Source organism: Pseudomonas donghuensis (assembly GCF_000696345.2).
In the GTDB taxonomy this organism is placed as follows: domain Bacteria; phylum Pseudomonadota; class Gammaproteobacteria; order Pseudomonadales; family Pseudomonadaceae; genus Aquipseudomonas; species Aquipseudomonas donghuensis.
In genome coordinates, this window is sequence record NZ_CP071706.1 from 938,480 (window position 1) to 962,561 (window position 24,082).

Below are 24,082 nucleotides of genomic sequence, written 5' to 3' on the forward strand. Positions count from 1 at the left end.
GAGGAATGCAGTGATGTTCAACGATCTCGGTCGACTGGGTAAGTACCTGGGGCAGGCAGCCCGCCTGATGGTCGGCATGCCCGACTACGACAACTACGTCGAGCATATGCAGACCAAGCACCCGGACAAGCCGGTGATGACCTACGAGGAGTTCTTCCGCGAACGCCAGGAGGCTCGTTACGGCGGCAAGGGTGGGCCCAAGTGCTGTTGAAAAGCGGCATGCAAGGCAAGTGACAAAGCTGTGGGAGCCTGGTTCGCGCCGGGCTCCCACAGTCATTTTCAGCGTTCAGGAGTATTCGGTTTGTTATCTCCCATTCCCGTCACCGTACTCAGTGGCTTTCTCGGCGCCGGCAAGACCACCTTGCTGCGTCACCTGCTCAAGGCCGAGCATGGCCTGAAGATCGCCGTCATCGAAAACGAATTCAGCGATGCCGGCATCGATTCGCAGTTGCTGGGCGATGAACCGGTGCAGGTCATGACCCTGGCCAACGGTTGCGTGTGCTGCAGCATCCACACCGACCTGACCAAAGCGCTGTACCTGCTGCTCGAGCGCCTGGACAGCGGCGAGATCGCCTTTGACCGCCTGGTAATCGAGTGCACGGGCCTGGCCGACCCGGCGCCGGTGGCGCAAACCTTCTTCATCGACGAAGAACTGCGCGAGCGCTACCTCCTCGACGGCATCATCACCCTGGTGGATGCGGCGCACGCTGAGTTGCACCTAACCCAGACCATTGCCCAGGCGCAGATCGGCTTTGCCGACCGCCTGCTGGTGAGCAAGACCGACCTGGTCGATGGCGCCAGCTTCCAGGCCTTGAGCGAGCGCCTGGGGCGGATCAACCGTCGTGCGCCGATTCGGGTGGTGGAGCATGGCAAGATCGACCTGGCCGAATTGCTCGATGTGCGCGGCTTCAACCTCAATGCCGACCTGGGTGGCGGTTTGAGCCTGCGCCCGGTCGTGCAGACGGCGACGCCGGATCGGATCTCCAGCCTGGTGCTGCGCACCGATACGCCGCTGGACATTGATCGCCTCAGCGACTTCATGAGCCAGTTGCTGGAGGAGCACGGCAAGCAGCTGCTGCGCTACAAGGGCGTGCTGAACATTGCCGCAGAGGAGCGGCGCCTGGTGTTCCAGGGCGTGCTCAAGCTTTATGGCTTTGACTGGGATACTGAGTGGGCAGAGGGGGAAGTGCGCGAGAGTGTGATGGTGTTCATTGCCGACGATTTGCCGGAGGCGAAGATTCGCGAAGGGTTTGAGGCTTTGACTCTGTAGGAGCGGGCTTGCCCCGCGATGCGATGGTGCGATCACTATTGCATCGCGGGGCAAGCCCGCTCCTACAGGTACAAAAAAGCCCGGCTCTTGAGCCGGGCTTTTTCACATCATGACGCTGTGCTTACTTGCCGTATACCGGCAGCTTGGCGCAGATGGCCTTGACCTTCTCGCGAACGGCGTCGATCACCGCTTCGTTGTTCAGGTCGGCGAGGATGTCGCAGATCCAGCCAGCCAGTTCTTTACACTCGGCCTCTTTGAAGCCACGAGTGGTCACGGCCGGGGTGCCGAAGCGCAGGCCGGAGGTGACGAACGGCGAACGTGGGTCGTTTGGAACCGAGTTCTTGTTGACGGTGATGAAGGCGCGACCCAGGGCGGCGTCGGCGTCTTTACCGGAGATTTCCTGCTTGATCAGCGACAGCAGGAACAGGTGGTTCTGGGTACCGCCGGAAACCACGTCGAAACCGCGCTCGATGAACACGCCGGCCATGGCCTGGGCGTTTTTCACCACTTGTTGCTGGTAGGCCTTGAACTCAGGCTGCAGTGCTTCCTTGAAGCAGATGGCCTTGGCGGCGATCACGTGCTCCAGTGGGCCGCCCTGGGCGCCCGGGAATACCGCGGAGTTCAGCTTCTTCTCGATCTCGGCGTTGGCGCGGGCGAGGATCAGGCCACCACGTGGACCGCGCAGGGTCTTGTGGGTAGTGGTGGTGACCACGTCGGCGAATGGCACCGGGTTCGGGTACACGCCTGCAGCGACCAGGCCGGCAACGTGGGCCATGTCGACGAACAGGTAGGCACCGACCTTGTCGGCGATTTCGCGGAAGCGTGGGAAGTCGAGGATCTGCGAGTAGGCCGAGAAGCCGGCAACGATCATCTTCGGCTTGTGCTCGAGCGCCAGGCGCTCGACTTCGTCGTAGTCGATCAGGCCGTTGGCGTCGATGCCGTACTGGATGGCGTTGTACAGTTTGCCCGAGGAGCTGACGTTGGCGCCGTGGGTCAGGTGACCACCGTGGGCCAGGCTCATGCCCAGGATGGTGTCACCGGCCGACAGCAGGGCCAGGTAGACGGCGCTGTTGGCTTGCGAACCGGCGTGCGGCTGGACGTTGGCGTAATCGGCGCCGAACAGTTCCTTGGCACGGTCGATGGCCAGCTGCTCGACCACGTCGACGTATTCGCAACCGCCGTAGTAGCGCTTGCCCGGATAGCCTTCGGCGTACTTGTTGGTCAGCACCGAGCCTTGGGCTTCCATGACAGCGGGGCTTGTGTAGTTTTCCGAGGCGATCAGCTCGATATGTTCTTCCTGGCGCTGAGCTTCTTGCTCCATGGCGGCAAAGAGATCGGCGTCGTACTTGGCAATGGTCAAATCACGGCTGAACATGGCGGTCCTCAAGGATCGTGCTGAAATAGGCGGGCATTCTACCTCATCAGCTTTTGTCTGGCATATGAAAGGGCATCATGTCGCAGACAAATGGGGCTCATGAGCGACAAGCTGCAAGCTTCAAGCGGCAAGTCAAAGGCCGAACGCGTAACGCTTCTAACTTGCCGCTTGTAGCTTAAGGCTTGCAGCTTCCTGCCTACTCGAACATGAACAAGGTTTCGTTGCTGAATTGCGCCTCGAACTGATGCGCCGGCATCGGCCGCCCGAACAGGTAACCCTGCACCTCGTCACAGCCGTGCTCACGGAGGAACTCCAACTGCTCGTGGGTTTCCACGCCCTCGGCGATCACCGCCAGGTTCAGGCTGTGGGCCATGGCGATGATCGCCCGGGCAATCTGCGCATCCTGTTCACCCTCGGGCAGGCCGTCAACGAAGGTGCGGTCGATCTTCAGCACGTCGATGGGGAACTGCTTGAGGTAGTTGAGCGACGAATAGCCGGTGCCGAAGTCGTCGACCGCGATGCTCAGGCCGAGGTTCTTCAGGCTGTCGAGGATCACCATGGCCTCGTTGACCTCGCGCATCAGGATACTTTCGGTCAGCTCCAGCTCCAGGCACGCCGGCGGCAGGCCGGTTTCCTTGAGAATGGTTGCGATGCGCTCGCCCAACTGGCCGTCGGAGAACTGGCGCGCCGAGATGTTCACCGAGACCTTCGGCACCCGCACCTTGGCCTGGTGCCAGGCCTTGAGCTGGCGGCTGGCCTCCTTGAGCACCCAATCGCCGACATCGACCACCAGGCCGAGCTCCTCGATCACCGGGATGAAGTCCCCTGGCGGCACCAGCCCGCGCCGCGGATGGCGCCAGCGCAGCAGCGCCTCGGCGCCGGTCAGGCGCTTGCCGTCGCCGCTGAACTGCGGTTGGTAATAAAGGATGAATTCGTTCTGTTCCAGGGCGTGGCGCAGGTCGCTTTCCAGCTCCAGGCGCTCCAGGGCACTGGCGTTCATGTCGGCCTGGTAGAACTGGAAATTGTTCTTGCCGCGCTCCTTGGCGTGGTACATGGCGGTGTCGGCGTTCTTCATCAGCTGACTGAGCTCGCTGCCATCCTGCGGGCTGAGGGCGATGCCGATACTGGCGGTGACGAAGAACTCGCGGTTCTCCAGCACGAACGGTCGCACCAGGCTGCCGAGAATCTGTTCGGCCACGTGAATGGCGCGGTTCAAGGCCATTTCCCGGGTGGCGCGCGGTTGCAGCAGCAAGGTGAATTCATCGCCACCCATGCGCGCCACGGTGTCGTCGTCATCGACGCAGTCGAGCAGGCGCTCGGCCATGTCCTTGAGCATGCGATCGCCCGCGGCATGGCCGAGGGAGTCGTTGATCGGCTTGAAGCGGTCGAGGTCGAGGAACATCAGCACCACCCAGGCCTTGTGCCGATCGGCTTGCTGCAGGGCCGTGTGCAGGCGGTCCTGGAACAGGGTGCGGTTGGGCAGGTGGGTCAGGGCATCGTAGTAGGCCAGGCGGTGGATGCGCTGTTCACTGGCCTTGCGCTCGCTGATGTCGGTAAAGAAGCACACGTAGCTGGCCAGGTCGCCTTCATCGTCGAGTACCGCGGTGATGCCGACCCAGGCCGGGTAGTGTTCACCGTTGCGGCGCTTGAGCCACACTTCGCCTTCCCAGGTGCCGCGCTGGTGCAGCTGCTTGAGCACGTAGCGCAGGTGGGCATCCTGGTGCTCATCGACGGTCAGCAGGCTCGGCAACTGGTCCAGTACATCGGCCACGGCGTAGCCACTGACGCGGCTGAAGGCTTCGTTGGCCTGGACGATGTAACCGGCCGGGTCGGTGATGAGGATCGCCGAGGTCGAGTGCTCGAATACCGTGGCGGCCATGCGCAGGTCTTTCTCGGCGCGGCGTTGCTGGCTGATGTCGCGGCCGACGCCAAGGATGCCCTCGAAGCGCTCCTGGTCATCCCAGACCAGCACCAGGCGCAGCTCGATCGGGATCTTGCGGCCATCGGCGCGCAGGCAGTCGAACAAAAACAGCTGGGTCGGCAATTGGGTGCGCAACTGCTCCAGCTGTTCGGGGTCGCCGAGGGCCTTGTTGACCCGCTCGACCAGGCTGTAGATGCCGGTGAGCTGGGCCGGGTTGGCGATGGTCGAATGCCAGCCGTTTTCGATGATCCACTCCACTTCAAAGCCCAGGACCGCCTGGATCGACGGGCTGACGTAGTTCAGCTGCAGTTGGCTGTCGGTGGAGAAGATCACGTCGCTGATGCTTTCAGCGAGCATGCGGTAGCGTTGTTCGCTGTCGCGCAGGGATTCGCTGGCCTCGATCTGCTCGGTAACGTCCTTGCCGACGCCGATGATCCGCGTCACGCAACCTGCGCTGTTGCGGGTCAGGGCCTGTTCGCGAATGTCGAAGCGGCGCCAGCACTGGTCGTGGTGGCGCAAACGCAGCTGGCAATGCAGTTGCTCGACATAACCCGAGTGGCGTTGTTGCTGGCGCAATTGCCGGTACAGCTGGGCATCGTCCGGGTGCAGCAGCAACTCCCAAAAATGATCGCCCATCTTCGCCAGCTCCGCGCGGCTGTAGCCCAGGGTCTGGCCGAGGTTGCGGTTGCTGAAGATCATCAGCTGGCTTTGCACATCCTGCACGTACAGCTGGTCAGGCACGGTGCGCACCACGTCCGACCAGAAGCTTTCGCGTTCGAGCAACGACAGCTCGACCTGCTTGCGGCTGGTGATATCGCTGATGCTGAGGATCACCGCCTGGTAATCACGGCGCTGCTGCGGGAAGCGCACCATCAGCCACAGGTGCAGGTCCTCGCCATCCGCCGTCGGCAGGCGTACCTCCAGCTCCAGCTGTTGCTGGTTGTCGAGGATCGCCCCGAGCAGCTGGACGCCGATACCGTCGCTGTCGGTCTGCGAACCTTCGACCAGGCGCTGCCAGGCACTGTCACAGCAATTGACGCCGAGCAGTTGCAGGGCCACCTGATTGACTTCGGTGACTTTCAGTTCTTGCAGCAGCACCCGGCGCAAAGGCTGGTCGAACGCCAGGCGCTGTTCCAGGGCCGGGCGGCTGCGCAGGCGATACCGCTCGAGCTGACCGGGCAGGCCGGAGAGGTCGAGCACGCACAGGGCGACCCCGGTACCTTCGAAAATGTCGTGGTAGCGCCGACGGCTTTCCTGCAACAGGCGATGCCGGCGGCGCATGTTGATCAAGGCCAGCAGCGGTATCAATGCGCAGAACAGCCCCAGTACGCATTTGCCGATCAGTGCCGGCAACAGTTGCTGGCGGGCAAGGCCTGCATCGAACAGGCCGCGCAGCTGCCAGGTGCTGTTGTCGAGAAACGCCAGCATCACGCTTTGCAGCGGCTCATCGCTGCCGGGAGTCGGTTGATGGCGGTTGATGATGTCGCCGGTACGGCTGTTTTCCAGCAACCACAAGGGGTGGTTGGGCCGGTCCAGGTGGGTGGTCAGGTCGCTGTAGTAGCTCGGCGCCAGGCGCAGGAACCAGTAGCCGCTGGGCGCTTCGCCCGGCTGGCGCAGCAACAGGTAGACCTGCTGGTTATCGGCGCTGTTGCTGTAATAGTAGTCGCGCCCCTGGTTTAGCCGCAGCAGCTCGTCCAGCACCTGGTAATCGGGGCTGGCGTTCAGGCTGTCGGCCTGTAGACTGCCGTCGGCGCCGATCCAGGCGACACTGAGCAGGTTCGGCTGTTGCTGGCGTAACTGGGCGATGACTTTTGGCAGGTGTTCCGGGCCAGGCGACACGCCGTATTGCTGGAACTGATTGAGCGCCACCTGGGCCTTGAGCGCCATGTTCAGGCTCATGTGATCGGCGAGCTCGGCACTGTCGTTCAAGCTTTGCTGATACTGGTCAGCCTGGGTATGACGGAACTGGGCAATCAACTGCCACAGCAGCAGGCCGAGCAGCAACAGCACCAACAGGGCCAGCGCGCCTTTCAATGAACCGCGCAGCGGCGAGCCTGACGCAGTGGCCGGCTTGCGCAGGGATGACGGCTGAGAGAGATTGGTCAAACGTTGATCCTGCGGTATGGCTGGATGGCAGGTTTAGAGCTGCTGGTTGGCAAGTGCCGCGTTCCTGGCGACGGCTCCGGTTGCGCACTATAAGCCGGACGCCCGAAGGGCGGCTAGCATGCCCGCAAACGTGGCAAAGTGCCAGCCCTGTTCGTCGGCGGTTTGCCCAACCCGGCGCATTACGGTAGCTTTGGCCCTTTCCTGGGGGCTACGGCTTCCTTCATCTGTATCGTCCTTATTTTTTCGTCTCTGACGCTAGGTTTATCCATGGCTCAATACGTCTATACCATGCATCGGCTGGGCAAGGTTGTCCCGCCGAAGCGGGAAATCCTGAAGAACATCTCCCTGTCGTTTTTCCCCGGCGCCAAGATCGGCGTGCTCGGCCTCAACGGCTCGGGTAAATCCACCCTGCTGAAAATCATGGCGGGTGTAGACACCGAGTTCGACGGCGAAGCCCGTCCGATGCCCGAACTGAACATCGGCTACCTGCCGCAGGAGCCCCAGCTGGACCCGGCCAAGACCGTGCGTGAAGTGGTCGAGGAAGCGGTCAGTGTGATCAAGGACGCCCAGGCCCGCCTGGACGAAGTCTACGCCGCCTACGCCGAGCCGGATGCCGACTTCGACAAGCTGGCTGCCGAACAGGCCAAGCTTGAAGCCATCCTCCAGGCCAGCGATGGCCACAACCTCGAGCGTCAGCTGGAAGTGGCCGCCGACGCCCTGCGCCTGCCGGCCTGGGAAGCCAAGGTCGAGCACCTGTCCGGTGGTGAGAAGCGCCGTGTGGCCCTGTGCCGTCTGCTGCTGTCGGCCCCTGACATGCTCCTGCTCGACGAACCGACCAACCACCTGGATGCCGATTCCGTCGCCTGGCTGGAGCATTTCCTCCACGACTTCCCGGGTACCGTGGTTGCCATTACCCACGACCGTTACTTCCTCGACAACGTCGCCGGCTGGATCCTCGAACTCGACCGCGGCGCCGGTATTCCGTACGAAGGCAACTATTCGGGCTGGCTGGAAGCCAAGTCCGATCGTCTGGCCCAGGAATCCAAGCAGCAGTCGGCCCACGAAAAGGCCATGAAGGAAGAACTGGAGTGGGTGCGCAAAGGCGCCAAGGCCCGTCAGTCCAAATCCAAGGCCCGTCTGCAACGCTTCGAAGAAATGCAGTCGCAGGAGTTCCAGAAGCGCAGCGAGACCAACGAGATCTACATCCCGGCCGGTCCACGCCTGGGTGACAAGGTCATCGAGTTCAAGAACGTCACCAAGGGCTATGGCGATCGCGTGCTGATCGACAACCTGTCGTTCTCCATGCCAAAAGGCGCCATCGTCGGCGTGATCGGTGGCAACGGTGCCGGTAAATCGACCCTGTTCCGCATGCTGATGGGCAAGGAACAGCCGGACTCGGGCAGCATCGAGATCGGTGAAACCGTGCAACTGGCTTGCGTTGACCAGAGCCGCGAAGACCTCGACGGCAACAAGACCGTGTTCCAGCAGATCTCCGACGGCTCCGACCAACTGCGCATCGGCACCTACGAGATTCCGTCGCGCACCTACGTGGGCCGTTTCAACTTCAAGGGCGGCGATCAGCAGAAGTTCGTCAAGGACCTCTCCGGTGGTGAGCGCGGTCGTCTGCACCTGGCCCTGACCCTGAAAGAGGGCGCCAACGTCCTGCTGCTCGACGAACCGTCCAACGACCTCGACGTTGAAACCCTGCGTTCGCTGGAGGAAGCCCTGCTGGACTTCCCGGGCGCCGCCATCGTGATCTCTCACGATCGCTGGTTCCTGGACCGTGTGGCCACCCACATCCTCGCTTACGAAGACGATTCGCAGGCGGTGTTCTTCGAAGGCAACTACACCGAGTACGAAGCCGATCGCAAGAAGCGCCTGGGCGAAGCCGCTGCTCAGCCGCACCGGGTACGGCACAAAAAACTGGCATAACCCTCAGGGCTGTGCACTGGAACGGGGCCTTCGGGTCCCGTTTTTTTTTGCCTGGATTTGTGTCGAATTCATCGCTGGCAAGCCAGCTCCCACAGATTTAGCGCTGAAAGATGAAGTGTATACACTTATACAAATGCACCATTTAATTTCATAAAAACGACATTTCGCCCTGTTGCGGTGCGGTGGCTTCTTGGTAAAGTCGGGGAAAAAACCAATAAGCCCACTCCATCTGGTGAATGTCTACATGATCGAATCTGTCGAAGATTTCCTCGCTCGCCTCAAGCAACGCGACCCGGCCCAGCCTGAGTTCCATCAGGCCGTCGAAGAGGTGCTGCGCAGCCTCTGGCCGTTCCTCGAAGCCAATCCTCATTACCTGCAGGCCGGTATCCTCGAGCGTATGGTCGAGCCGGAGCGGGCGGTCCTGTTCCGCGTGTCGTGGGTCGATGACCAGGGCAAGGTCCAGGTCAACCGCGGCTACCGCATCCAGATGAGCAGTGCCATCGGCCCGTACAAGGGCGGCCTGCGTTTCCACCCCTCGGTGAACCTCGGCGTGCTGAAGTTCCTGGCTTTCGAGCAGGTGTTCAAGAACTCCCTGACCTCGCTGCCCATGGGCGGCGGCAAGGGCGGCTCGGACTTCGATCCGAAGGGCAAGAGCGATGCCGAGGTCATGCGCTTCTGCCAGGCGTTCATGAGCGAGCTGTACCGCCACATTGGCGCCGACCTCGACGTGCCGGCCGGTGATATCGGCGTCGGCGCCCGCGAGATCGGTTTCCTGTTCGGCCAGTACAAGCGCCTGGCCAACCAGTTCACCTCGGTGCTGACCGGCAAGGGCATGACCTACGGCGGCAGCCTGATCCGCCCGGAAGCCACCGGATACGGCTGCGTGTACTTCGCCGAAGAGATGCTCAAGCGCCAGGACCTGCGCATCGACGGTCGCCGGGTGGCCATTTCCGGCTCCGGCAACGTTGCCCAGTATGCCGCGCGCAAGGTCATGGACCTGGGCGGCAAGGTGATCTCGTTGTCCGACTCCGAAGGCACGCTGTACTGCGAAGCCGGCATGAGCGATGAGCAGTGGGATGCGCTGATGGAGCTGAAAAACGTCAAGCGTGGCCGGATCAGCGAGCTGGCCGAACGTTTTGGCCTGGAGTTCCGCAAGGGCCAGCGCCCCTGGACCCTGGCCTGCGACATCGCCCTGCCATGCGCGACCCAGAACGAACTGGACGCCGAAGACGCCCGCACCCTGCTGCGCAACGGCTGCATCTGCGTGGCCGAGGGCGCCAACATGCCGACCACCCTCGAGGCTGTGGATATCTTCATCGAAGCCGGCATCCTCTTCGCTCCGGGCAAGGCCTCCAACGCCGGTGGCGTGGCCGTCAGTGGCCTGGAGATGTCGCAGAACGCCATGCGCCTGTTGTGGACCGCCGGTGAAGTGGACAGCAAGCTGCACAACATCATGCAATCGATCCACCATGCCTGCGTGCACTACGGCGAAGAGAACGGCCGGATCAACTACGTGAAGGGCGCCAACATCGCCGGCTTCGTCAAGGTTGCCGATGCCATGCTGGCCCAGGGCGTGGTTTAAGCTTCCGGCTCGATGGCGACGATCTCGATTCGCAGATCCCCTGCCGGTCGTCGCCACAGCACCTCATCACCGGGCGCGGCTCCCAGCAACGCCCGGCCCAGAGGTGAACCCCAGTTGATCAGGCCGCTGGCGGCATAGGCCTGGTCTTCACCGACCAGTTGCACCTGATGCTGCTGGCCCTGCTCATCGACGAACAGTACCCGGCTGCCGATCTGCACCTTTTCATGGGAAGTGGCGGGGGCGACGACCTGGGCGCTTTGCACCCGGGCGCTGAAGTAGCGCAGGTCGCGTTCGATTTCGGCCAGGCGCTGCTGGTCAGCCTGATCGCCCTGGCTCAGGAGTTCGCTGCGCAAGCTGTTCAGCTCGGCGAGCCGTTGTTGCAGCAGGGTCAGGCCGCAGGCGGTAACATGGTTGGGCTGCTCGCTGATCCGGCGTTCCACCGGCTGGCTGGCCTGGGCGGCGGCCTGGTCTTCGTTGACGAATGCTCGGCTCATGAGGGCCTCCTTTCATGGGAGACCATGCTGACAGCCCGGTGGTTGCATCGGATGTCCGATTGCGACCTACTTGCGTCGATAGGCGCGCGCGGCATCCCGATCCTTTTCTTCCTGCCACTGCTCATCGCGGTCATCCCAGTGTCGGGCGCGGTATTCCTGCAGGTCCTGGTTCTCCTGCATGGCGTGGCACTGGCGAAAGCCATCGTCCCAGCCGGACTCGTACTGACGGTTGTGCAGGTAGCGCGGCACGTCCTTGCGAAAATCCCCGGCCATCACTCCGGCGGCCTGGCGACCGCTGCTGCAACCGTCCTGGAAACCATCGGCGTAGGCCGGTGGATAACCCTGATTGATCAGTTGCTCGTGGGTTGTCTGGCAACCTGTGAGCACGCCCATTACCACCATGACCAGCCAATACCGCCGCATGTTCAAACTCTCCGCTTGCCAGGGAAAGTCTAGGTGGGGAATTGTCGCTGGCGTGTCAAAAGGATGTGATCAGGGCATTGGCGCTGCTGCGCAGCCCATCGCCGGCAAGGCCGGCTCCCACACTGGACCGTGTACACCTGACCTGTGGGAGCTGGCTTTGCCAGCGATGCAAGGCGCAGCCTTGCTAATACTGGTACCACTTCAATTCCAGCATCACCTCGTTCTGCGCCGACGCCAACTTGCTGAAGTCGCGGCTGGCACTGAGCCGCAGGCCCAGATCGCGGAACAATTCCCACTGCTGGTTCAAGCTCAGGCTACGCCGCACCTCGCCGTTGGTGAAGTAGTCGGCCTTGGCCTCGACACTCAGGTTGCCCAGCGGATTGCGCCACAGCAGCCCTGTATTGAACCCCGCTGCCGGGGCGATGAAACCGGAAAAGTCATTGTTGTGCTCGACCCGCACCGTGCCCAGGGCAAAACCAAGCAGGTCATCGGCCAGCTGCCAGGTACCGCCGGCGCCGCCGTTGACGTGGCTGACCAGCACCTCATCGCCATGCTTGCCCAGCACCCGCTCCAGCCCTCCGGCGACCTGCCACGACCAGGGTTGCAGCAAGGCATTGCGCGGGGTCAGCGAGCGGATGGTGGCCAGGTCCAGGCGTTGCACCTGCCAGTCGTTGCCTTCGTACTGGCGCAGCTTGAGCTGAAGGATCTCGATCTGCGCGCCGAGGGGAAAGCCGTAGGCGTTGTCGTTGAGGTCGTGATAGGCCATGCGCAGGCCATACTCGGCATAGGCGCGATCATCGCGGCTACCCAGGCCCAACTGCCAGGTGCGCGACTGATGGCCGTCTTCAGGCAGTCCCGGGCGTTCGATTTCAAGCTCCGGCGGCGGGTTGCGGTTAATCGCCCGCAGCAGCTCGAAGCTGCGTTTGCTGCGTGCCGGGTCGCGCTCCTGGCCGTTGGCCCGGTAACGCTCCAGGCGATAGGCGGCGTCCTGTACCAGGGCCTGGCGCTCGCGCGGCAGGGCGGTGAATTCGGGGCTTTGCAGTTGGGCGGTGTCGGCACTGACCGCCAGCACCTGCTGTTGCTCGCCGGCATCCAGCGGTTTGGCCCGCTCCAGCAGCTCACGTTCGCGTGACGGCCGGTAGTCGATGCGTTCGACCAGGCCGGACTGCTTGACGGCCTTGACCGTGTCGGTGGGAATCGCGGTCAACGGGAACTGCGAGGTCAGGTCCAGGCTCGGGCGTGCCACTTGCAGCAGTTCGAGCAAGCGATAGGAGCAGTTTTCGTCGAAGAAGAAATAGTCGAACTGGATCTGCTTGAGTTCCCAGACATGCTCGACCATGCGCCCGGTTTCTTCCGGGGTCAGGTTCAGCCGGTATTCCCACAGGTCGCGGTTTTCCAGGCTGCGGTACTCGGAGAGCTTTTCCTGGTAGGGCACCAGGGCGAACAGGCCCGGGTAGCCGCCCATCAGGCCCTTCCAGGCATAGAGGATGCTGTTGTCGCTGCCCTCGATATAGGCGCCGAAGTTGATCGCATAGCTGAGCAGGGCGGTTGCGTTGCTCTGCACGTCGGCCTGGTCGATCCGCAACAGGGTGTGGCCGAACATCGACGACGGGCTGTTCAGGTAGGCGGCCGGAAAGATCATCACCGCGCTGTGCGGTGAGACGTCCTTGAACCACTGAGTGTATTCCTGGCAGTCCGGGGTTGGCAGGTCGCTGAGTTGCAACTGCTCGCGCAACCAGCGGGTACGCGCCGGGAACACGCACTGGGCGTGTTTGTTGCCGAGGCTCGCCGGGGCATACAGCGCCTGGACGGTGGCGCGCAGCTCCTGGTCCGGGTGATGGGCGCCGTCTGCGGCGAGAAAGAAGCGCTGGTCGTCGACGTAGCTGCGCCAACCGCCAAGCTTGGCCGTCTCGTAGTGACCGAGGGCGATCCAGTAGCGCTCGGCCGCCAGTTGCTTCAGGCGTGCGTCATCGAATGTAGGGGCAGCATGCAGCGGGGCGCAGGCACAGAGCGCCAGGTAGGCAAGGCGTTTGAGCATGTCGGGCAACTAAGTCTGAATGATGCCGATAGAGGCGGACAACAACCCGCCCCGGTGACGGGGCGGGTGGGCTGAGCTTAAGCCTGGGTGGCGTATTTGGCCAGGCGCGGGTCGCTTTTCAGCACCGCGAGGGTGTTGCTGTGCACGTCTTCAGCCGTGACATCGGCGGTCTTGAAGATGTCCTGGAAGTGTTGATGGGTAACCGCGGCGAAGTGCGCGCGATCTTCCGGGGCAACGCCCAGCACCACGGCATAGGTGGTCAGTGCTTCACCTTGACCCTTGGCCATGTCCTCGGAGAGTTCGTTCATCATACCGTTCATGGCGAACCATGATTTACCGCCATAGGTCAGCGCAGAGTTGGTCGAGCAGCCGTTGGTGCCCGAGGTCATGCCGAAAGTGGCGTTGCCGGACGTGCCGTTGGTGGTGGAGGCCAGGAAGTGGGCCGGTGTCCCGCGTTGGCCCTCGAACAGCATGTTGCCCCAGCCGCAGTCCGGTCCGCCAGGCGCCTGGGCCATGGCATTGAGGGAAACCGCAGTGAACAGAGTACCCAGAAGAATCCGTTTCATAGCATTGTTCTCTTTCTAGAAGTACATACCAAAGGTCAGGGTTGTCTGGCATATCTGTAGGACCAGTTGCCAGGGCGGGTCGGTTATTTACCCAGCCGCGCAGTTTGGAGTTTAGGCACGATCTAAGGGTTGCGTGATTTATTGCGAAAGATTGCCTGAAAATGTTGACGTAGATCGGCTTTTCGCCCCTGCGACAATTCGCAGCGATGAGCCTTGCAAGGCGTACGCGCACGGCGCCAGAATGCTGACATCTGCCCCGCCGAAGTAAGGAAGCCCGATGCCCGATCCTGTCGCTGCGAGCCTGCGTCTTGCGCCCGAAGCCCTGACCCGGCCGTTTTCCGCTGAACAGTTCGCTTTTTCCACCACCAATGATCTGGAGCCTTTTCGCGGTGTGCTTGGCCAGGAGCGTGCGGTTGAAGCCTTGCAGTTCGGCGTCGCCATGCCGCGCCCTGGTTACAACGTATTTGTCATGGGCGAGCCCGGCACTGGCCGTTTCTCGTTCGTCAAACGCTACCTGAAGGCGGAAGGCAAACGCCTGCATACGCCCTCGGACTGGGTTTATGTCAACAACTTCGACGAGCCACGCGAGCCGCGCGCCCTGGAGTTGCCGCCAGGCAGCGCCGGGGCGTTCATCAGCGACATCGGTGGCCTGATCGACAACCTGCTGGCGACTTTCCCGGCGGTCTTCGAGCACCCGTCCTACCAGCAGAAGAAGAGCGCCATCGATCGCGCCTTCAACCAGCGCTACGACCGCGCCCTGGATGTGATCGAGCGCGCCTCACTGGAAAAGGACGTAGCCCTGTACCGCGACAGCAGCAACGTCGCCTTCACCCCGATGGCCGATGGCAAGGCGCTGGACGAAGCCGAATTCGCCCAGTTGCCGGAAGCCGAGCGTGAGCGTTTCCACGACGACATCGCCGCCCTGGAGGAGCGCCTCAACGAAGAGCTGGCGAGCCTGCCGCAATGGAAGCGCGAGTCGAGCAACCAGCTACGCCACCTCAACGAAGAAACCATCACCCTGGCCTTGCAGCCATTGCTGGCGCCGCTGTCTGAAAAGTACGCAGAAAACGCCGCCGTTTGCGCTTATCTGCAGGCCATGCAGGTGTACCTGCTGCGCACCGTGGTCGAGCAATTGGTCGATGACAGCAAGACCGATGCCCAGGCGCGCAAGCTGCTCGAAGAGCAGTACTCGCCAAGCCTGGTGGTCGGCCATCACGCCAGCGGCGGCGCGCCGGTGGTGTTCGAGCCGCACCCGACCTACGACAACCTGTTTGGCCGTATCGAATACAGCACCGACCAGGGGGCGCTGTACACCACGTACCGGCAACTGCGCCCCGGGGCCTTGCACCGGGCCAACGGCGGTTTCCTGATTCTTGAGGCCGAGAAGATGCTCGGCGAGCCGTTTGTCTGGGACGCGCTCAAGCGCGCCCTGCAGTCGCGCAAGCTGAAGATGGAATCGCCCTTGGGCGAGTACGGCCGCCTGGCTACCGTGACCCTCAATCCGCAGATGATCCCGCTGAATATCAAAGTGGTGATCATCGGCGCGCGGCAGCTGTACTACGCCCTGCAGGATCACGATCCGGACTTCCAGGAAATGTTCCGGGTACTGGTCGATTTCGACGAAGACATCCCCATGGTCGACGAGAGCCTGGAGCAGTTCGCCCAGTTGCTCAAGACCCGCACCAGCGAAGAGGGCATGGCGCCGCTGAGCGCTGATGCGGTGGCGCGCCTGGCCACCTACAGCGCGCGCCTGGCCGAGCACCAGGGGCGTTTGTCGGCGCGCATCGGCGACCTGTTCCAACTGGTCAGCGAGGCGGACTTCATCCGCCACCTGGCCAACGACGAAATGACCGACGCCGGGCACATCGAACGTGCCCTCAAGGCCAAGGCCACCCGCACTGGCCGCGTGTCGGCGCGGATTCTCGACGACATGCTGGCCGGCATCATCCTGATCGACACCGACGGTGCCGCGGTGGGCAAGTGCAACGGCCTGACCGTGCTCGAAGTCGGCGATTCGGCATTCGGTATCCCGGCGCGGATTTCCGCCACGGTCTACCCGGGTGGCAGCGGCATCGTCGACATCGAGCGCGAGGTCAACCTTGGTCAGCCGATCCACTCCAAGGGGGTGATGATCCTTACCGGCTACCTGGGCAGCCGTTATGCCCAGGAATTCCCCCTGGCGATCTCGGCGAGTATCGCCCTTGAGCAGTCCTATGGTTACGTCGACGGTGACAGCGCTTCCCTGGGCGAGGCCTGCACGCTGATCTCGGCGTTGTCGAAGACGCCGCTCAAGCAGTGCTTCGCCATTACCGGTTCGATCAACCAGTTCGGTGAAGTGCAAGCGGTGGGTGGGGTCAACGAGAAAATCGAAGGCTTCTTCCGCCTGTGCGAAGCACGTGGCCTGACCGGTGAACAGGGCGCGATCATCCCGCGTGCCAACGTTGCCACGCTGATGCTCGATGAGCGGGTGCTGCAGGCGGTGCGCGCCGGTATGTTCCACGTCTATGCGGTAAGCCAGGCCGACGAGGCCCTGAGCCTGCTGGTCGGTGAGCCTGCCGGTGAACCGGATGAAGAGGGCCAGTTCCCTGAAGGCAGCGTCAACGCCCGGGTGGTGGAGCGCCTGCGGGTCATCGCCGAGATGATCAGTGAAGAGGACCTCAAGGAGGCAGAGAAGGAACATGCCGAGCAGGCCCTGGCGCAGGTAAAAGCTTCTTGAACTGAGTGGTACGAGTCAAAAAAACGGCGCTAAATGGGGTGTGACCATTCGGCGCCGGTTTTTCCACGCCTGGGTGGAATTCTTCTATTCTTCAGATCAGGGACAGTCGTAGGTACAGGAACGAGACAGCCTTCACCTGAGGGCTGAACAAGGGTTTACCGAGGACCTTCGCCATGCCGCGCAGCCTCAGCCTCACCCGTCAATGCCTGGGCCTGGTGACCCGCATTGAATGCAGTATCCGCCCACTGGCCGGTGACAATGGCATGTGGACCTTGCTGTTTGCCGCCGGCATGGCTGGCGAGCAGCCCTCTGCGATCAAGGCCCAAGGGCCGTTTCACGGGCCGTTCGTGGCCGAGTCGGTGCTCAATGCCATTGTCGACAGCCTGACCTTGCACGGTTATCAGCTGGCCGATGATCCGCAGATCTGGTGTGTGCACCTGCAAGCCCAGCTGCGCCGGATCAACGGCGAGCGCGTCCATCACGTCGGCGACTTCCAGTTCCATCCGGAAACCTGAGTCGCAGGCGCCACGCCTGTGGCAGCGTGCCACGGGCTTTTTCTGTCATGGGTGGCTGTTATACTCGCGCTCGCTTTTTTGCCAACCTGACGAGTTTTCAATGGAACGTATTATCGAAAATGCGATGTATGCCTCGCGCTGGCTGCTCGCGCCGATCTATTTTGGTCTGTCGTTGGGCCTGTTGGCGCTGGCACTGAAGTTCTTCCAAGAGATCTTCCACGTCCTGCCCAACGTTTTCGCCCTGGCCGAAGCCGACCTGATCCTGGTGCTGCTGTCGCTGATCGACATGGCCCTGGTCGGTGGTTTGCTGGTGATGGTGATGATTTCCGGTTACGAGAACTTCGTCTCGCAACTGGACATCGACGAGGACAAGGAAAAACTCAGCTGGCTGGGCAAGATGGACTCGTCTTCGCTGAAGATGAAGGTCGCCGCCTCGATCGTGGCGATTTCCTCGATCCACCTGCTGCGGGTGTTCATGGACGCGCGCAACATCGAGCCCCAGTACCTGATGTGGTACGTGATCATCCACATGACCTTCGTGGTCTCGGCCTTTGCCATGGGTTACCTGGACAAGGTCACCAAGCACTGATCAGGCGTTTTGCCCAGTCAACAACCGCCCGTGCGTTGCAAAACGGACGGGCGGTTGCGGTTTTGCCTTGTGCTTTGTGCGCGGCTGTACAGAGAATGAACGGTCACTCGAAGTTCCGGTAACGAGGTATCGCAATGAACCTTCACCAACTGAACACCGAGGCCAGAGCCGGTCATGTCGAAGAGCTCAACCTGATCGCCATCGAGGGCGGTGATTTCATTATCGAGGCACGGGTAAAAGGCCACGCCCATCCGCTCTCGGACACCCATGGGCAGCGCCTGAAAGTGCATTCGGTAGTCGATGCGCAACGCCTGCTCAGCGGTTTGCCAGCGGTGCCAGTGCACCTGGTGCACTGGTCGATGGATGATGAGATGTGCGGCGGTGGCGATGCCGGCGATGGCGACCTGAAAATACCGATGCCACGACGTTCGGCCTGGTAGCTGATCTGCGCCAGCGCAGTGTGCTAGGCTGCTCGCCCTTTTCATAAAGGGCGCGGCTGTCATGCGCCCTGCAGCGGAGCAAGCAAATGTCCGAACTCAACCTGTCTACCGACGAAACTCGCGTCAGCTACGGCATCGGCCGTCAGCTGGGTGGCCAACTGCGTGACAACCCGCCACCAGGCGTAAGCCTGGACGCCATCCTGGCCGGCCTGACCGACGCCTTCAACGGCCAGGACAGCCGCGTCAGCGAAGCCGACCTGTCGGCCAGCTTCAAGGTCATCCGCGAAATCATGCAAGCCGAAGCTGCTGCCAAGGCCGAAGCTGCCGCTGGCGAAGGCAAGGCCTTCCTGGCTGAAAACGCCAAGCGTGACGGCATCACCACCCTGGCTTCGGGCCTGCAGTTCGAAGTACTGACCGCAGGTGAAGGCGCCAAGCCAAGCCGCGACGACAGCGTGCGTACCCACTACCACGGCACCCTGATCGACGGCACCGTGTTCGACAGCTCCTACGAGCGCGGCCAGCCAGCAGAATTCCCGGTCAGCGGCGTGATTGCCGGCTGGACCGAAGCCCTGCAACTGATGAATGCCGGCAGCAAATGGCGCCTGTACGTGCCGAGCGAGCTGGCTTACGGCGCTCAGGGCGTTGGCAGCATCCCGCCGCACAGCGTGCTGGTGTTCGACGTCGAGCTGCTGGACGTTCTGTAAGACGTTCTTTAAGAACGTCAGAGGGCCTTTCGGCCCTCATCGCTGGCAAGCCAGCTCCCACAGGATTCGCTTCACACCGGTCCATTGTGGGAGCCGGCCTTGCCGGCGATGCGGTTTCAGTTCCAATCGGTCCCCCCACCCGGGCGCAACGCCCGCGCATAGCAGAACAGGAACAGGTTCCTCACCAGTTCCTTGAGCACACCCGGCTCACTCGAATTCAAACCATTGAGATCCAGGTCACCCTGGTCGCGCAGTTCGTCCAGTGCTTCTTCTTCAAGCACGGCACAGACCTCGCCGGTTTCCCGGTGCAGGATGCGCAAGTATGGATGGGGGCGGTCAAGCCAGGCGTCTATCAGATAAGTCATGGCTATTCTCCTTGAAAGCGTTCAATGAGAATAATTCTTATTATCAAAATAGCAAGTGCCTATTGGCGGTTTTTTCCAGGTTGTGGGCTGTCGAGGCCGCAGGGCGGCCCCGAACCCACCAGAATCAGACCTTGCGGACGAATTCAGATTTCAGCTTCATCGGGCCGATGCCATCGATCTTGCAGTCGATGTCGTGGTCGCCATCGCACAGGCGGATGTTCTTGACCTTGGTGCCGACCTTGACCACCAGCGAGGTGCCCTTGACCTTGAGGTCCTTGATCACGGTGATGGTGTCGCCGTCCTGCAGGACGTTGCCCACTGCATCCTTTTTTACCGCCTCATCGCTGGCTGCTTCGGCATCACCGGCAGCCGACCACTCGTGGGCGCACTCGGGGCAGACCAGCTGGGCGCCGTCTTCGTAGGTGTATTCGGAGTTGCATTTGGGGCAGGGTGGCAAAGTGCTCACTAAGGTTCCTCAAGACGTACAGGTACAAAACCTACATTGTATAAGGTTTTGTTGTCGTGGGGCGAATGCAATCGCGGGGCAAGCCCGCTCCCACCGTGTGGGAGCGGGCTTGCCCCGCGATTAGGGAAGTGGCGAATCAGTGCGTGCGGGCGACGGCGAATTCGCTGAGTTCGACCAGTGCGTCGCGGTATTCGCTGGCTGGCAGCACGTCCAGGCAGGCGATGGCGCGGGCCACGTAGTCGCGGGCCAGTTTGGCGGTGTAGTCCAGGGAGCCTGAGGCTTCGACGGCCGCGCGGATGCTCTCGAGGTCTTCGATGCCGCCCTTCTGGATCGCCTGGCGCACCAGCGCGGCCTGTTCGGCGGTGCCTTCGCGCATGGTGTAGATCAGCGGCAGGGTCGGCTTGCCTTCGGCCAGGTCGTCACCGACGTTCTTGCCCAGGGTCTGCGCATCGCCCTTGTAGTCGAGCAGGTCGTCGACCAGTTGGAAGGCCACGCCCAGGTGGTCACCGAAGGTGCGCAGGGCTTCGCTCTGTTCCTCGCTCGCCTGGGCCAGGGCCGCGGCGCTGTGGGTCGAGGCCTCGAACAGCATCGCGGTCTTGCCGCGGATGACGTCCATATAGACTTCTTCGGTGGTGCTGGCGTCGCGCACCTTGGACAACTGCAGGACTTCGCCTTCGGCGATGACCCGGGTGGCCTTGGAGAGGATCTGCATGACCGGCATCGAGCCCAGTTCGACCATCATCTCGAACGAGCGCGAGTACAGGAAGTCACCGACCAGCACGCTTGGCGCGTTGCCCCACAGGGCGTTGGCGGTGGAGCGGCCACGGCGCATGCCGGACATGTCGACGACGTCGTCGTGCAGCAGGGTGGCGGTGTGCAGGAACTCGATGGTGGCGGCCAGCAGGCGCAGGTCGTCGCCTTCGCGGCCCAGGGCCTTGCCGCACAGCAGCACCAGCAGTGGACGCAGGCGCTTGCCGCCAGCCGAGGTAATGTAGTCGCCGATTTTCGATACCAGCGGTACACGCGAAGTCAGCTGTTTCTTGATAATCTCGTCAACGGCGCTGAAGTCGTCCGCTACCGCACGGTAGAAAGCTTGGGGTTGCATCGGCCACAGGTGCTCCATAAAGGTTGCGCGGCATGCTAGGTCGCGGGTCCCGGCGTGTCAAGGCGCGCTGCCCGCGGGCCGGGGGTGGGACTTGCAAGCAAAGCAGGGCTTGCGTACAATCGCGCACCCTGAACTTCCTGGGCAGCACCTGCCTTACGCAATTGCACTGGGCCGTTCCAGCCCTATGCAGCCATGCCAGCCAATACTCTTCCTATAAAGAGCTGGGTGAGCAGGATTATCGGAGAAATACCCATGTACGCAGTAATTGTTACCGGTGGCAAGCAGTACAAAGTCGCCGAAGGTGAATACCTGAAAATCGAAAAACTGGAAATCGCCACTGGCGAATCCGTGACTTTCGACCGCGTTCTGTTGGTTGCCAATGGCGACGACGTGAACATCGGCGCTCCAGTCGTTGCTGGTGCCAAAGTTGTTGCTGAAGTGATCTCCCAAGGTCGTCACGACAAAGTGCGCATCATCAAGTTCCGCCGCCGTAAGCACCACATGAAGCGTATGGGCCACCGCCAGTGGTTCACCGAAATCAAGATCACCGGTATTTCGGCTTAATCGCCTGAATCCATTTCTGGAGAATTGAACCATGGCACACAAAAAAGCTGGTGGTAGTACCCGTAACGGTCGCGACTCAGAAGCCAAACGCCTTGGCGTGAAGATGTATGGCGGCCAGGCTATCATTCCTGGCAACATCATCGTGCGTCAGCGCGGCACCCAATTCCACGCTGGCTACGGCGTTGGCATGGGCAAGGATCACACCCTGTTCGCCAAGATCGCGGGTAAGATCAAGTTCGAAGTAAAAGGCGCCTTCGGTCGTCGTTACGTGAGCGTTGTCGCCGAGTAATCGCGCGAACGCTGGAAAAGCCCTGTCTCGCGACGGGGCTTTTTCGTTTGTGGGGTGAGTCTCTTGCAAAGCTGTTTGTATGGGCTGCCGGCGTGGGTTGTTACTATCGTGACGGGGCCGCCGCGCTCACTTTTGCAAGAGCCTTATGTCTTTGTGTCACTCAGCTCGTCCAGCTGACGAGAGGCGGTTTTTATGAAGTTTGTTGACGAAGTATCGATCCGGGTCAAAGCCGGTGATGGCGGTAACGGTTGCATGAGCTTCCGCCGCGAGAAATTCATCGAGAACGGTGGCCCCAACGGCGGTGATGGTGGCGACGGCGGCTCGGTGTACATGGTTGCCGACGACAACCTCAACACCCTGGTCGACTACCGTTACACCCGTCACTTCGAGGCCCAGCGCGGCTCCAACGGCGGCAGCACCGACTGCACCGGCAAGAAGGGCGACGACCTGATCCTGCGCGTGCCGGTCGGCACCACGGTGATCGACTCCGCCACCCAGGAAGTCATCGGCGACCTGGTCAAGCCGGGCCAGAAGCTGATGGTGGTCCAGGGCGGCTGGCACGGCCTGGGCAACACCCGTTTCAAATCCAGTACCAACCGTGCGCCACGCCAGACCACTCCGGGCAAACCGGGTGAGCAGCGTGACCTGAAACTGGAAATGAAAGTACTGGCCGACGTCGGTCTGCTGGGCCTGCCGAACGCCGGCAAGAGTACTTTCATCCGCTCGGTATCGGCCGCCAAGCCGAAAGTCGCCGACTACCCGTTCACCACCCTGGTGCCGAACCTGGGTGTGGTCAGTGTCGACCGCTGGAAGAGCTTCGTCATCGCCGACATTCCCGGCCTGATCGAAGGTGCCTCCGACGGCGCCGGCCTGGGTATCCGCTTCCTCAAGCACCTGGCGCGTACCCGCCTGCTGCTGCACCTTGTCGACCTCGCGCCGCTGGATGAAAGCAGCAGCGCCGATGCCGCCGAAGTCATCGTCAACGAGCTGACCCGCTTCAGCCCGTCGCTGGCCGAGCGTGACCGCTGGCTGGTGCTGAACAAGACCGACATGCTGATGGACGACGAGCGTGACGAGCGGGTCAAGGAAGTGGTCGAGCGTCTGCAGTGGGAAGGCCCGGTCTACGTGATCTCGGCGATCTCCAAGCAGGGCACCGAGCAGCTCAGCCGCGACATCATGCGCTACCTCGAAGACCGCGCCGACCGCCTGGCCAACGACCCGGCCTACGCCGAAGAGCTGGCCGAGCTTGACCAGCGCATCGAAGACGAAGCCCGTGCTCAGCTGCAGGCCCTGGACGACGCCCGCGCCCTGCGCCGCAGCGGCGTCAAGAGCGTGCACGACATCGGCGACGACGATGACGATGATTGGGACGAGGACGACGAAGACGGCCCGGAAATCATTTACGTGCGCGACTGATTCGTTGCAGTACACTAAACGCCGCTCTCAGGAGCGGCGTTTTGGTATCTAAAGATCTGAATAGGTTGGAAGAAGATGCGGAGCAAGGTGACGGGTGCGCAGCGCTGGGTCGTGAAAATCGGCAGTGCCCTGCTGACAGCAGATGGCAAGGGCCTGGATCGCGCGGCCATGGGTGTCTGGGTCGAGCAGATGGTGGCGTTGCATGAGGCGGGTGTCGAGTTGGTGTTGGTGTCGTCCGGGGCGGTTGCCGCCGGGATGAGCCGTTTGGGCTGGACCAAGCGACCGAGTGCGATGAACGAGCTGCAGGCCGCGGCCTCGATCGGCCAGATGGGCCTGGTGCAGGCCTGGGAATCGAGCTTTGCCGAGCATGGCCGGCACACCGCGCAGATCCTCCTGACCCACGACGACCTGTCGGACCGCAAGCGCTACCTCAATGCCCGCAGCACCCTGCGCACCCTGGTGGAACTGGGTGTGGTGCCGGTGATCAACGAGAACGACACGGTGGTCACCGACGAGATTCGCTTCGGCGACAACGACACCCTGGCGGCGCTGGTGGCCAACCTGGTGGAGGCCGACCTGCTGGTGATCCTCACCGACCGCGACGGCATGTTCGATGCCGATCCGCGCAACAACCCTGATGCGCAGCTCATCTACGAAGCCCGTGCCGACGATCCGAGCCTCGATGCCGTGGCCGGTGGCACCGGTGGCGCCCTGGGCCGTGGCGGCATGCAGACCAAGCTGCGTGCCGCGCGCCTGGCAGCGCGTTCCGGTGCCCACACGATCATCGTCGGTGGCCGCCTGGAGCGCGTGCTCGACCGCCTCAAGGCGGGCGAACGCCTGGGCACCCTGCTGTCGCCTGAGCGCGGCATGCTCGCCGCGCGCAAGCAGTGGCTGGCTGGCCACCTGCAAACTCGCGGTACCCTGGTGCTCGACGATGGCGCAGTGAAGGCCCTGCGCAAGGACAACAAGAGCCTGTTGCCGGTCGGTGTGAAGACCGTGCAGGGCAGCTTCCGGCGTGGCGAGATGGTGGTCTGCGTTGGTCCGGATGGCCTCGAAGTCGCCCGCGGCCTTGCCAACTACAGCGCCCTGGAAGCACAAAAAATCATTGGCCAGCCGTCCGACGCGATCGAGGCCCTGCTGGGCTACATCGCCGAGCCGGAGCTGGTGCACCGCGACAACCTGATTCTGGTCTGAGGAAATACGTGT

Annotated in this window: 21 protein-coding genes and 1 pseudogene; 13 read left to right on the forward strand and 9 right to left on the reverse strand. The window is 62.3% G+C overall.

The annotated features are described in order from the left end of the window. Positions 1–13: 13 nt before the first annotated feature. Together BV82_RS04205 and yjiA are read left to right on the forward strand one after the other, a co-directional pair. On the forward strand, positions 14–211 hold the full coding sequence (locus tag BV82_RS04205) for a YbdD/YjiX family protein (RefSeq protein ID WP_010226397.1): 198 nt from the start codon (positions 14–16) through the stop codon (positions 209–211). A 90-nt stretch (positions 212–301) separates the two neighbouring features. Beyond that, positions 302–1,270, forward strand: a complete 969-nt coding sequence (gene yjiA, locus BV82_RS04210; protein ID WP_036993796.1) for a GTPase — start codon at positions 302–304, stop codon at positions 1,268–1,270. 121 nt (positions 1,271–1,391) lie between these two features. On the opposite strand, the gene glyA is transcribed toward yjiA, so the two are convergent. After that, positions 1,392–2,645, reverse strand: coding sequence for a serine hydroxymethyltransferase (glyA, locus tag BV82_RS04215; RefSeq protein WP_010226395.1), 1,254 nt, complete (start codon positions 2,643–2,645; stop codon positions 1,392–1,394). Between the two features lie 196 nt (positions 2,646–2,841). Continuing rightward, positions 2,842–5,829: pseudogene (locus BV82_RS04220) on the reverse strand (sensor domain-containing protein); the annotation flags it as partial. A 1,110-nt stretch (positions 5,830–6,939) separates the two neighbouring features. Here BV82_RS04220 and ettA point away from each other — a divergent pair. Both ettA and gdhA read left to right on the forward strand, forming a co-directional pair. Beyond that, positions 6,940–8,604, forward strand: coding sequence for an energy-dependent translational throttle protein EttA (ettA, locus tag BV82_RS04225; RefSeq protein ID WP_010226393.1), 1,665 nt, complete (start codon positions 6,940–6,942; stop codon positions 8,602–8,604). Between the two features lie 244 nt (positions 8,605–8,848). Beyond that, the gene (gene gdhA, locus BV82_RS04230; protein ID WP_010226392.1) at positions 8,849–10,186 is read left to right on the forward strand and encodes an NADP-specific glutamate dehydrogenase; all 1,338 of its coding nucleotides are present in this window, start codon (positions 8,849–8,851) and stop codon (positions 10,184–10,186) included. On the opposite strand, the gene BV82_RS04235 is transcribed toward gdhA, so the two are convergent. The 4 genes from BV82_RS04235 to BV82_RS04250 all read right to left on the reverse strand — a co-directional run bounded on the left by BV82_RS04235 (position 10,183) and on the right by BV82_RS04250 (position 13,707). Continuing rightward, the gene (locus BV82_RS04235) at positions 10,183–10,680 is read right to left on the reverse strand and encodes a GreA/GreB family elongation factor (RefSeq protein WP_010226390.1); all 498 of its coding nucleotides are present in this window, start codon (positions 10,678–10,680) and stop codon (positions 10,183–10,185) included. The genes gdhA and BV82_RS04235 overlap by 4 nt on opposite strands. 66 nt (positions 10,681–10,746) lie before the next feature. Further along, the gene (locus BV82_RS04240) at positions 10,747–11,103 is read right to left on the reverse strand and encodes a hypothetical protein (RefSeq protein WP_010226388.1); all 357 of its coding nucleotides are present in this window, start codon (positions 11,101–11,103) and stop codon (positions 10,747–10,749) included. A 184-nt stretch (positions 11,104–11,287) separates the two neighbouring features. Next, the gene (locus BV82_RS04245) at positions 11,288–13,141 is read right to left on the reverse strand and encodes a DUF7840 domain-containing protein (RefSeq protein ID WP_036993801.1); all 1,854 of its coding nucleotides are present in this window, start codon (positions 13,139–13,141) and stop codon (positions 11,288–11,290) included. A 77-nt stretch (positions 13,142–13,218) separates the two neighbouring features. Further along, a complete protein-coding gene (locus tag BV82_RS04250) occupies positions 13,219–13,707 on the reverse strand; it encodes a DUF3015 domain-containing protein (RefSeq protein ID WP_010226385.1) in 489 nt (162 codons plus the stop codon). Positions 13,708–13,984: 277 nt separating this feature from the next. Here BV82_RS04250 and BV82_RS04255 point away from each other — a divergent pair, with 277 nt between their 5' ends. The 5 genes from BV82_RS04255 to BV82_RS04275 all read left to right on the forward strand — a co-directional run bounded on the left by BV82_RS04255 (position 13,985) and on the right by BV82_RS04275 (position 18,671). Beyond that, positions 13,985–16,423 (forward strand): Lon protease family protein, encoded by a 2,439-nt coding sequence (locus BV82_RS04255; RefSeq protein ID WP_036993802.1) that lies wholly within the window; start codon positions 13,985–13,987, stop codon positions 16,421–16,423. A 173-nt stretch (positions 16,424–16,596) separates the two neighbouring features. After that, positions 16,597–16,938: a PA4575 family protein gene (locus BV82_RS04260; RefSeq protein ID WP_010226382.1), complete on the forward strand. Its 342-nt coding sequence runs from the start codon at positions 16,597–16,599 to the stop codon at positions 16,936–16,938. Positions 16,939–17,038: 100 nt separating this feature from the next. Further along, a complete protein-coding gene (locus BV82_RS04265) occupies positions 17,039–17,527 on the forward strand; it encodes a TIGR00645 family protein (RefSeq protein ID WP_010226381.1) in 489 nt (162 codons plus the stop codon). A 134-nt stretch (positions 17,528–17,661) separates the two neighbouring features. Continuing rightward, the gene (locus tag BV82_RS04270; protein WP_010226380.1) at positions 17,662–17,967 is read left to right on the forward strand and encodes a DUF6482 family protein; all 306 of its coding nucleotides are present in this window, start codon (positions 17,662–17,664) and stop codon (positions 17,965–17,967) included. A gap of 86 nt (positions 17,968–18,053) precedes the next feature. Continuing rightward, positions 18,054–18,671 (forward strand): BamJ family beta-barrel-assembly machinery protein, encoded by a 618-nt coding sequence (locus BV82_RS04275; RefSeq protein ID WP_010226378.1) that lies wholly within the window; start codon positions 18,054–18,056, stop codon positions 18,669–18,671. Positions 18,672–18,787: 116 nt separating this feature from the next. Here BV82_RS04275 and BV82_RS04280 read toward each other — a convergent pair whose 3' ends face one another. From BV82_RS04280 to BV82_RS04290, 3 genes are all read right to left on the reverse strand, one after another. After that, positions 18,788–19,036 carry a PA4570 family protein gene (locus BV82_RS04280; RefSeq protein ID WP_010226372.1) on the reverse strand — a complete coding sequence of 83 codons (249 nt, stop codon included), beginning with the start codon at positions 19,034–19,036 and terminating at the stop codon, positions 18,788–18,790. A gap of 124 nt (positions 19,037–19,160) precedes the next feature. After that, positions 19,161–19,502, reverse strand: coding sequence for a zinc ribbon domain-containing protein YjdM (locus BV82_RS04285; RefSeq protein ID WP_010226371.1), 342 nt, complete (start codon positions 19,500–19,502; stop codon positions 19,161–19,163). Between the two features lie 136 nt (positions 19,503–19,638). Beyond that, positions 19,639–20,607, reverse strand: coding sequence for a polyprenyl synthetase family protein (locus BV82_RS04290; protein WP_010225693.1), 969 nt, complete (start codon positions 20,605–20,607; stop codon positions 19,639–19,641). A gap of 252 nt (positions 20,608–20,859) precedes the next feature. Here BV82_RS04290 and rplU point away from each other — a divergent pair, with 252 nt between their 5' ends. From rplU to proB, 4 genes are all read left to right on the forward strand, one after another. Next, positions 20,860–21,171 (forward strand): 50S ribosomal protein L21, encoded by a 312-nt coding sequence (rplU, locus tag BV82_RS04295; protein WP_010225695.1) that lies wholly within the window; start codon positions 20,860–20,862, stop codon positions 21,169–21,171. A 31-nt stretch (positions 21,172–21,202) separates the two neighbouring features. Further along, a complete protein-coding gene (rpmA, locus tag BV82_RS04300; protein WP_010225698.1) occupies positions 21,203–21,460 on the forward strand; it encodes a 50S ribosomal protein L27 in 258 nt (85 codons plus the stop codon). A gap of 192 nt (positions 21,461–21,652) precedes the next feature. After that, positions 21,653–22,876, forward strand: coding sequence for an Obg family GTPase CgtA (cgtA, locus tag BV82_RS04305; RefSeq protein WP_010225700.1), 1,224 nt, complete (start codon positions 21,653–21,655; stop codon positions 22,874–22,876). A 75-nt stretch (positions 22,877–22,951) separates the two neighbouring features. After that, on the forward strand, positions 22,952–24,070 hold the full coding sequence (proB, locus tag BV82_RS04310; RefSeq protein ID WP_010225702.1) for a glutamate 5-kinase: 1,119 nt from the start codon (positions 22,952–22,954) through the stop codon (positions 24,068–24,070). Positions 24,071–24,082: the final 12 nt, after the last annotated feature.

Coding starts and splice junctions, on each gene's coding strand:
- BV82_RS04275 (WP_010226378.1), top strand. CDS start 18,054: ATGTCCGAACTCAACCTGTCTACCGACGAAACTCGCGTCAGCTACGGC.
- BV82_RS04265 (WP_010226381.1), top strand. CDS start 17,039: ATGGAACGTATTATCGAAAATGCGATGTATGCCTCGCGCTGGCTGCTC.
- BV82_RS04290 (WP_010225693.1), bottom strand. CDS start 20,607: ATGCAACCCCAAGCTTTCTACCGTGCGGTAGCGGACGACTTCAGCGCC.
- glyA (WP_010226395.1), bottom strand. CDS start 2,645: ATGTTCAGCCGTGATTTGACCATTGCCAAGTACGACGCCGATCTCTTT.
- BV82_RS04280 (WP_010226372.1), bottom strand. CDS start 19,036: ATGACTTATCTGATAGACGCCTGGCTTGACCGCCCCCATCCATACTTG.
- BV82_RS04235 (WP_010226390.1), bottom strand. CDS start 10,680: ATGAGCCGAGCATTCGTCAACGAAGACCAGGCCGCCGCCCAGGCCAGC.
- gdhA (WP_010226392.1), top strand. CDS start 8,849: ATGATCGAATCTGTCGAAGATTTCCTCGCTCGCCTCAAGCAACGCGAC.
- ettA (WP_010226393.1), top strand. CDS start 6,940: ATGGCTCAATACGTCTATACCATGCATCGGCTGGGCAAGGTTGTCCCG.
- BV82_RS04205 (WP_010226397.1), top strand. CDS start 14: ATGTTCAACGATCTCGGTCGACTGGGTAAGTACCTGGGGCAGGCAGCC.
- BV82_RS04260 (WP_010226382.1), top strand. CDS start 16,597: ATGCCGCGCAGCCTCAGCCTCACCCGTCAATGCCTGGGCCTGGTGACC.
- BV82_RS04270 (WP_010226380.1), top strand. CDS start 17,662: ATGAACCTTCACCAACTGAACACCGAGGCCAGAGCCGGTCATGTCGAA.
- rplU (WP_010225695.1), top strand. CDS start 20,860: ATGTACGCAGTAATTGTTACCGGTGGCAAGCAGTACAAAGTCGCCGAA.
- proB (WP_010225702.1), top strand. CDS start 22,952: ATGCGGAGCAAGGTGACGGGTGCGCAGCGCTGGGTCGTGAAAATCGGC.
- cgtA (WP_010225700.1), top strand. CDS start 21,653: ATGAAGTTTGTTGACGAAGTATCGATCCGGGTCAAAGCCGGTGATGGC.
- BV82_RS04245 (WP_036993801.1), bottom strand. CDS start 13,141: ATGCTCAAACGCCTTGCCTACCTGGCGCTCTGTGCCTGCGCCCCGCTG.
- BV82_RS04250 (WP_010226385.1), bottom strand. CDS start 13,707: ATGAAACGGATTCTTCTGGGTACTCTGTTCACTGCGGTTTCCCTCAAT.
- BV82_RS04255 (WP_036993802.1), top strand. CDS start 13,985: ATGCCCGATCCTGTCGCTGCGAGCCTGCGTCTTGCGCCCGAAGCCCTG.
- rpmA (WP_010225698.1), top strand. CDS start 21,203: ATGGCACACAAAAAAGCTGGTGGTAGTACCCGTAACGGTCGCGACTCA.
- BV82_RS04240 (WP_010226388.1), bottom strand. CDS start 11,103: ATGCGGCGGTATTGGCTGGTCATGGTGGTAATGGGCGTGCTCACAGGT.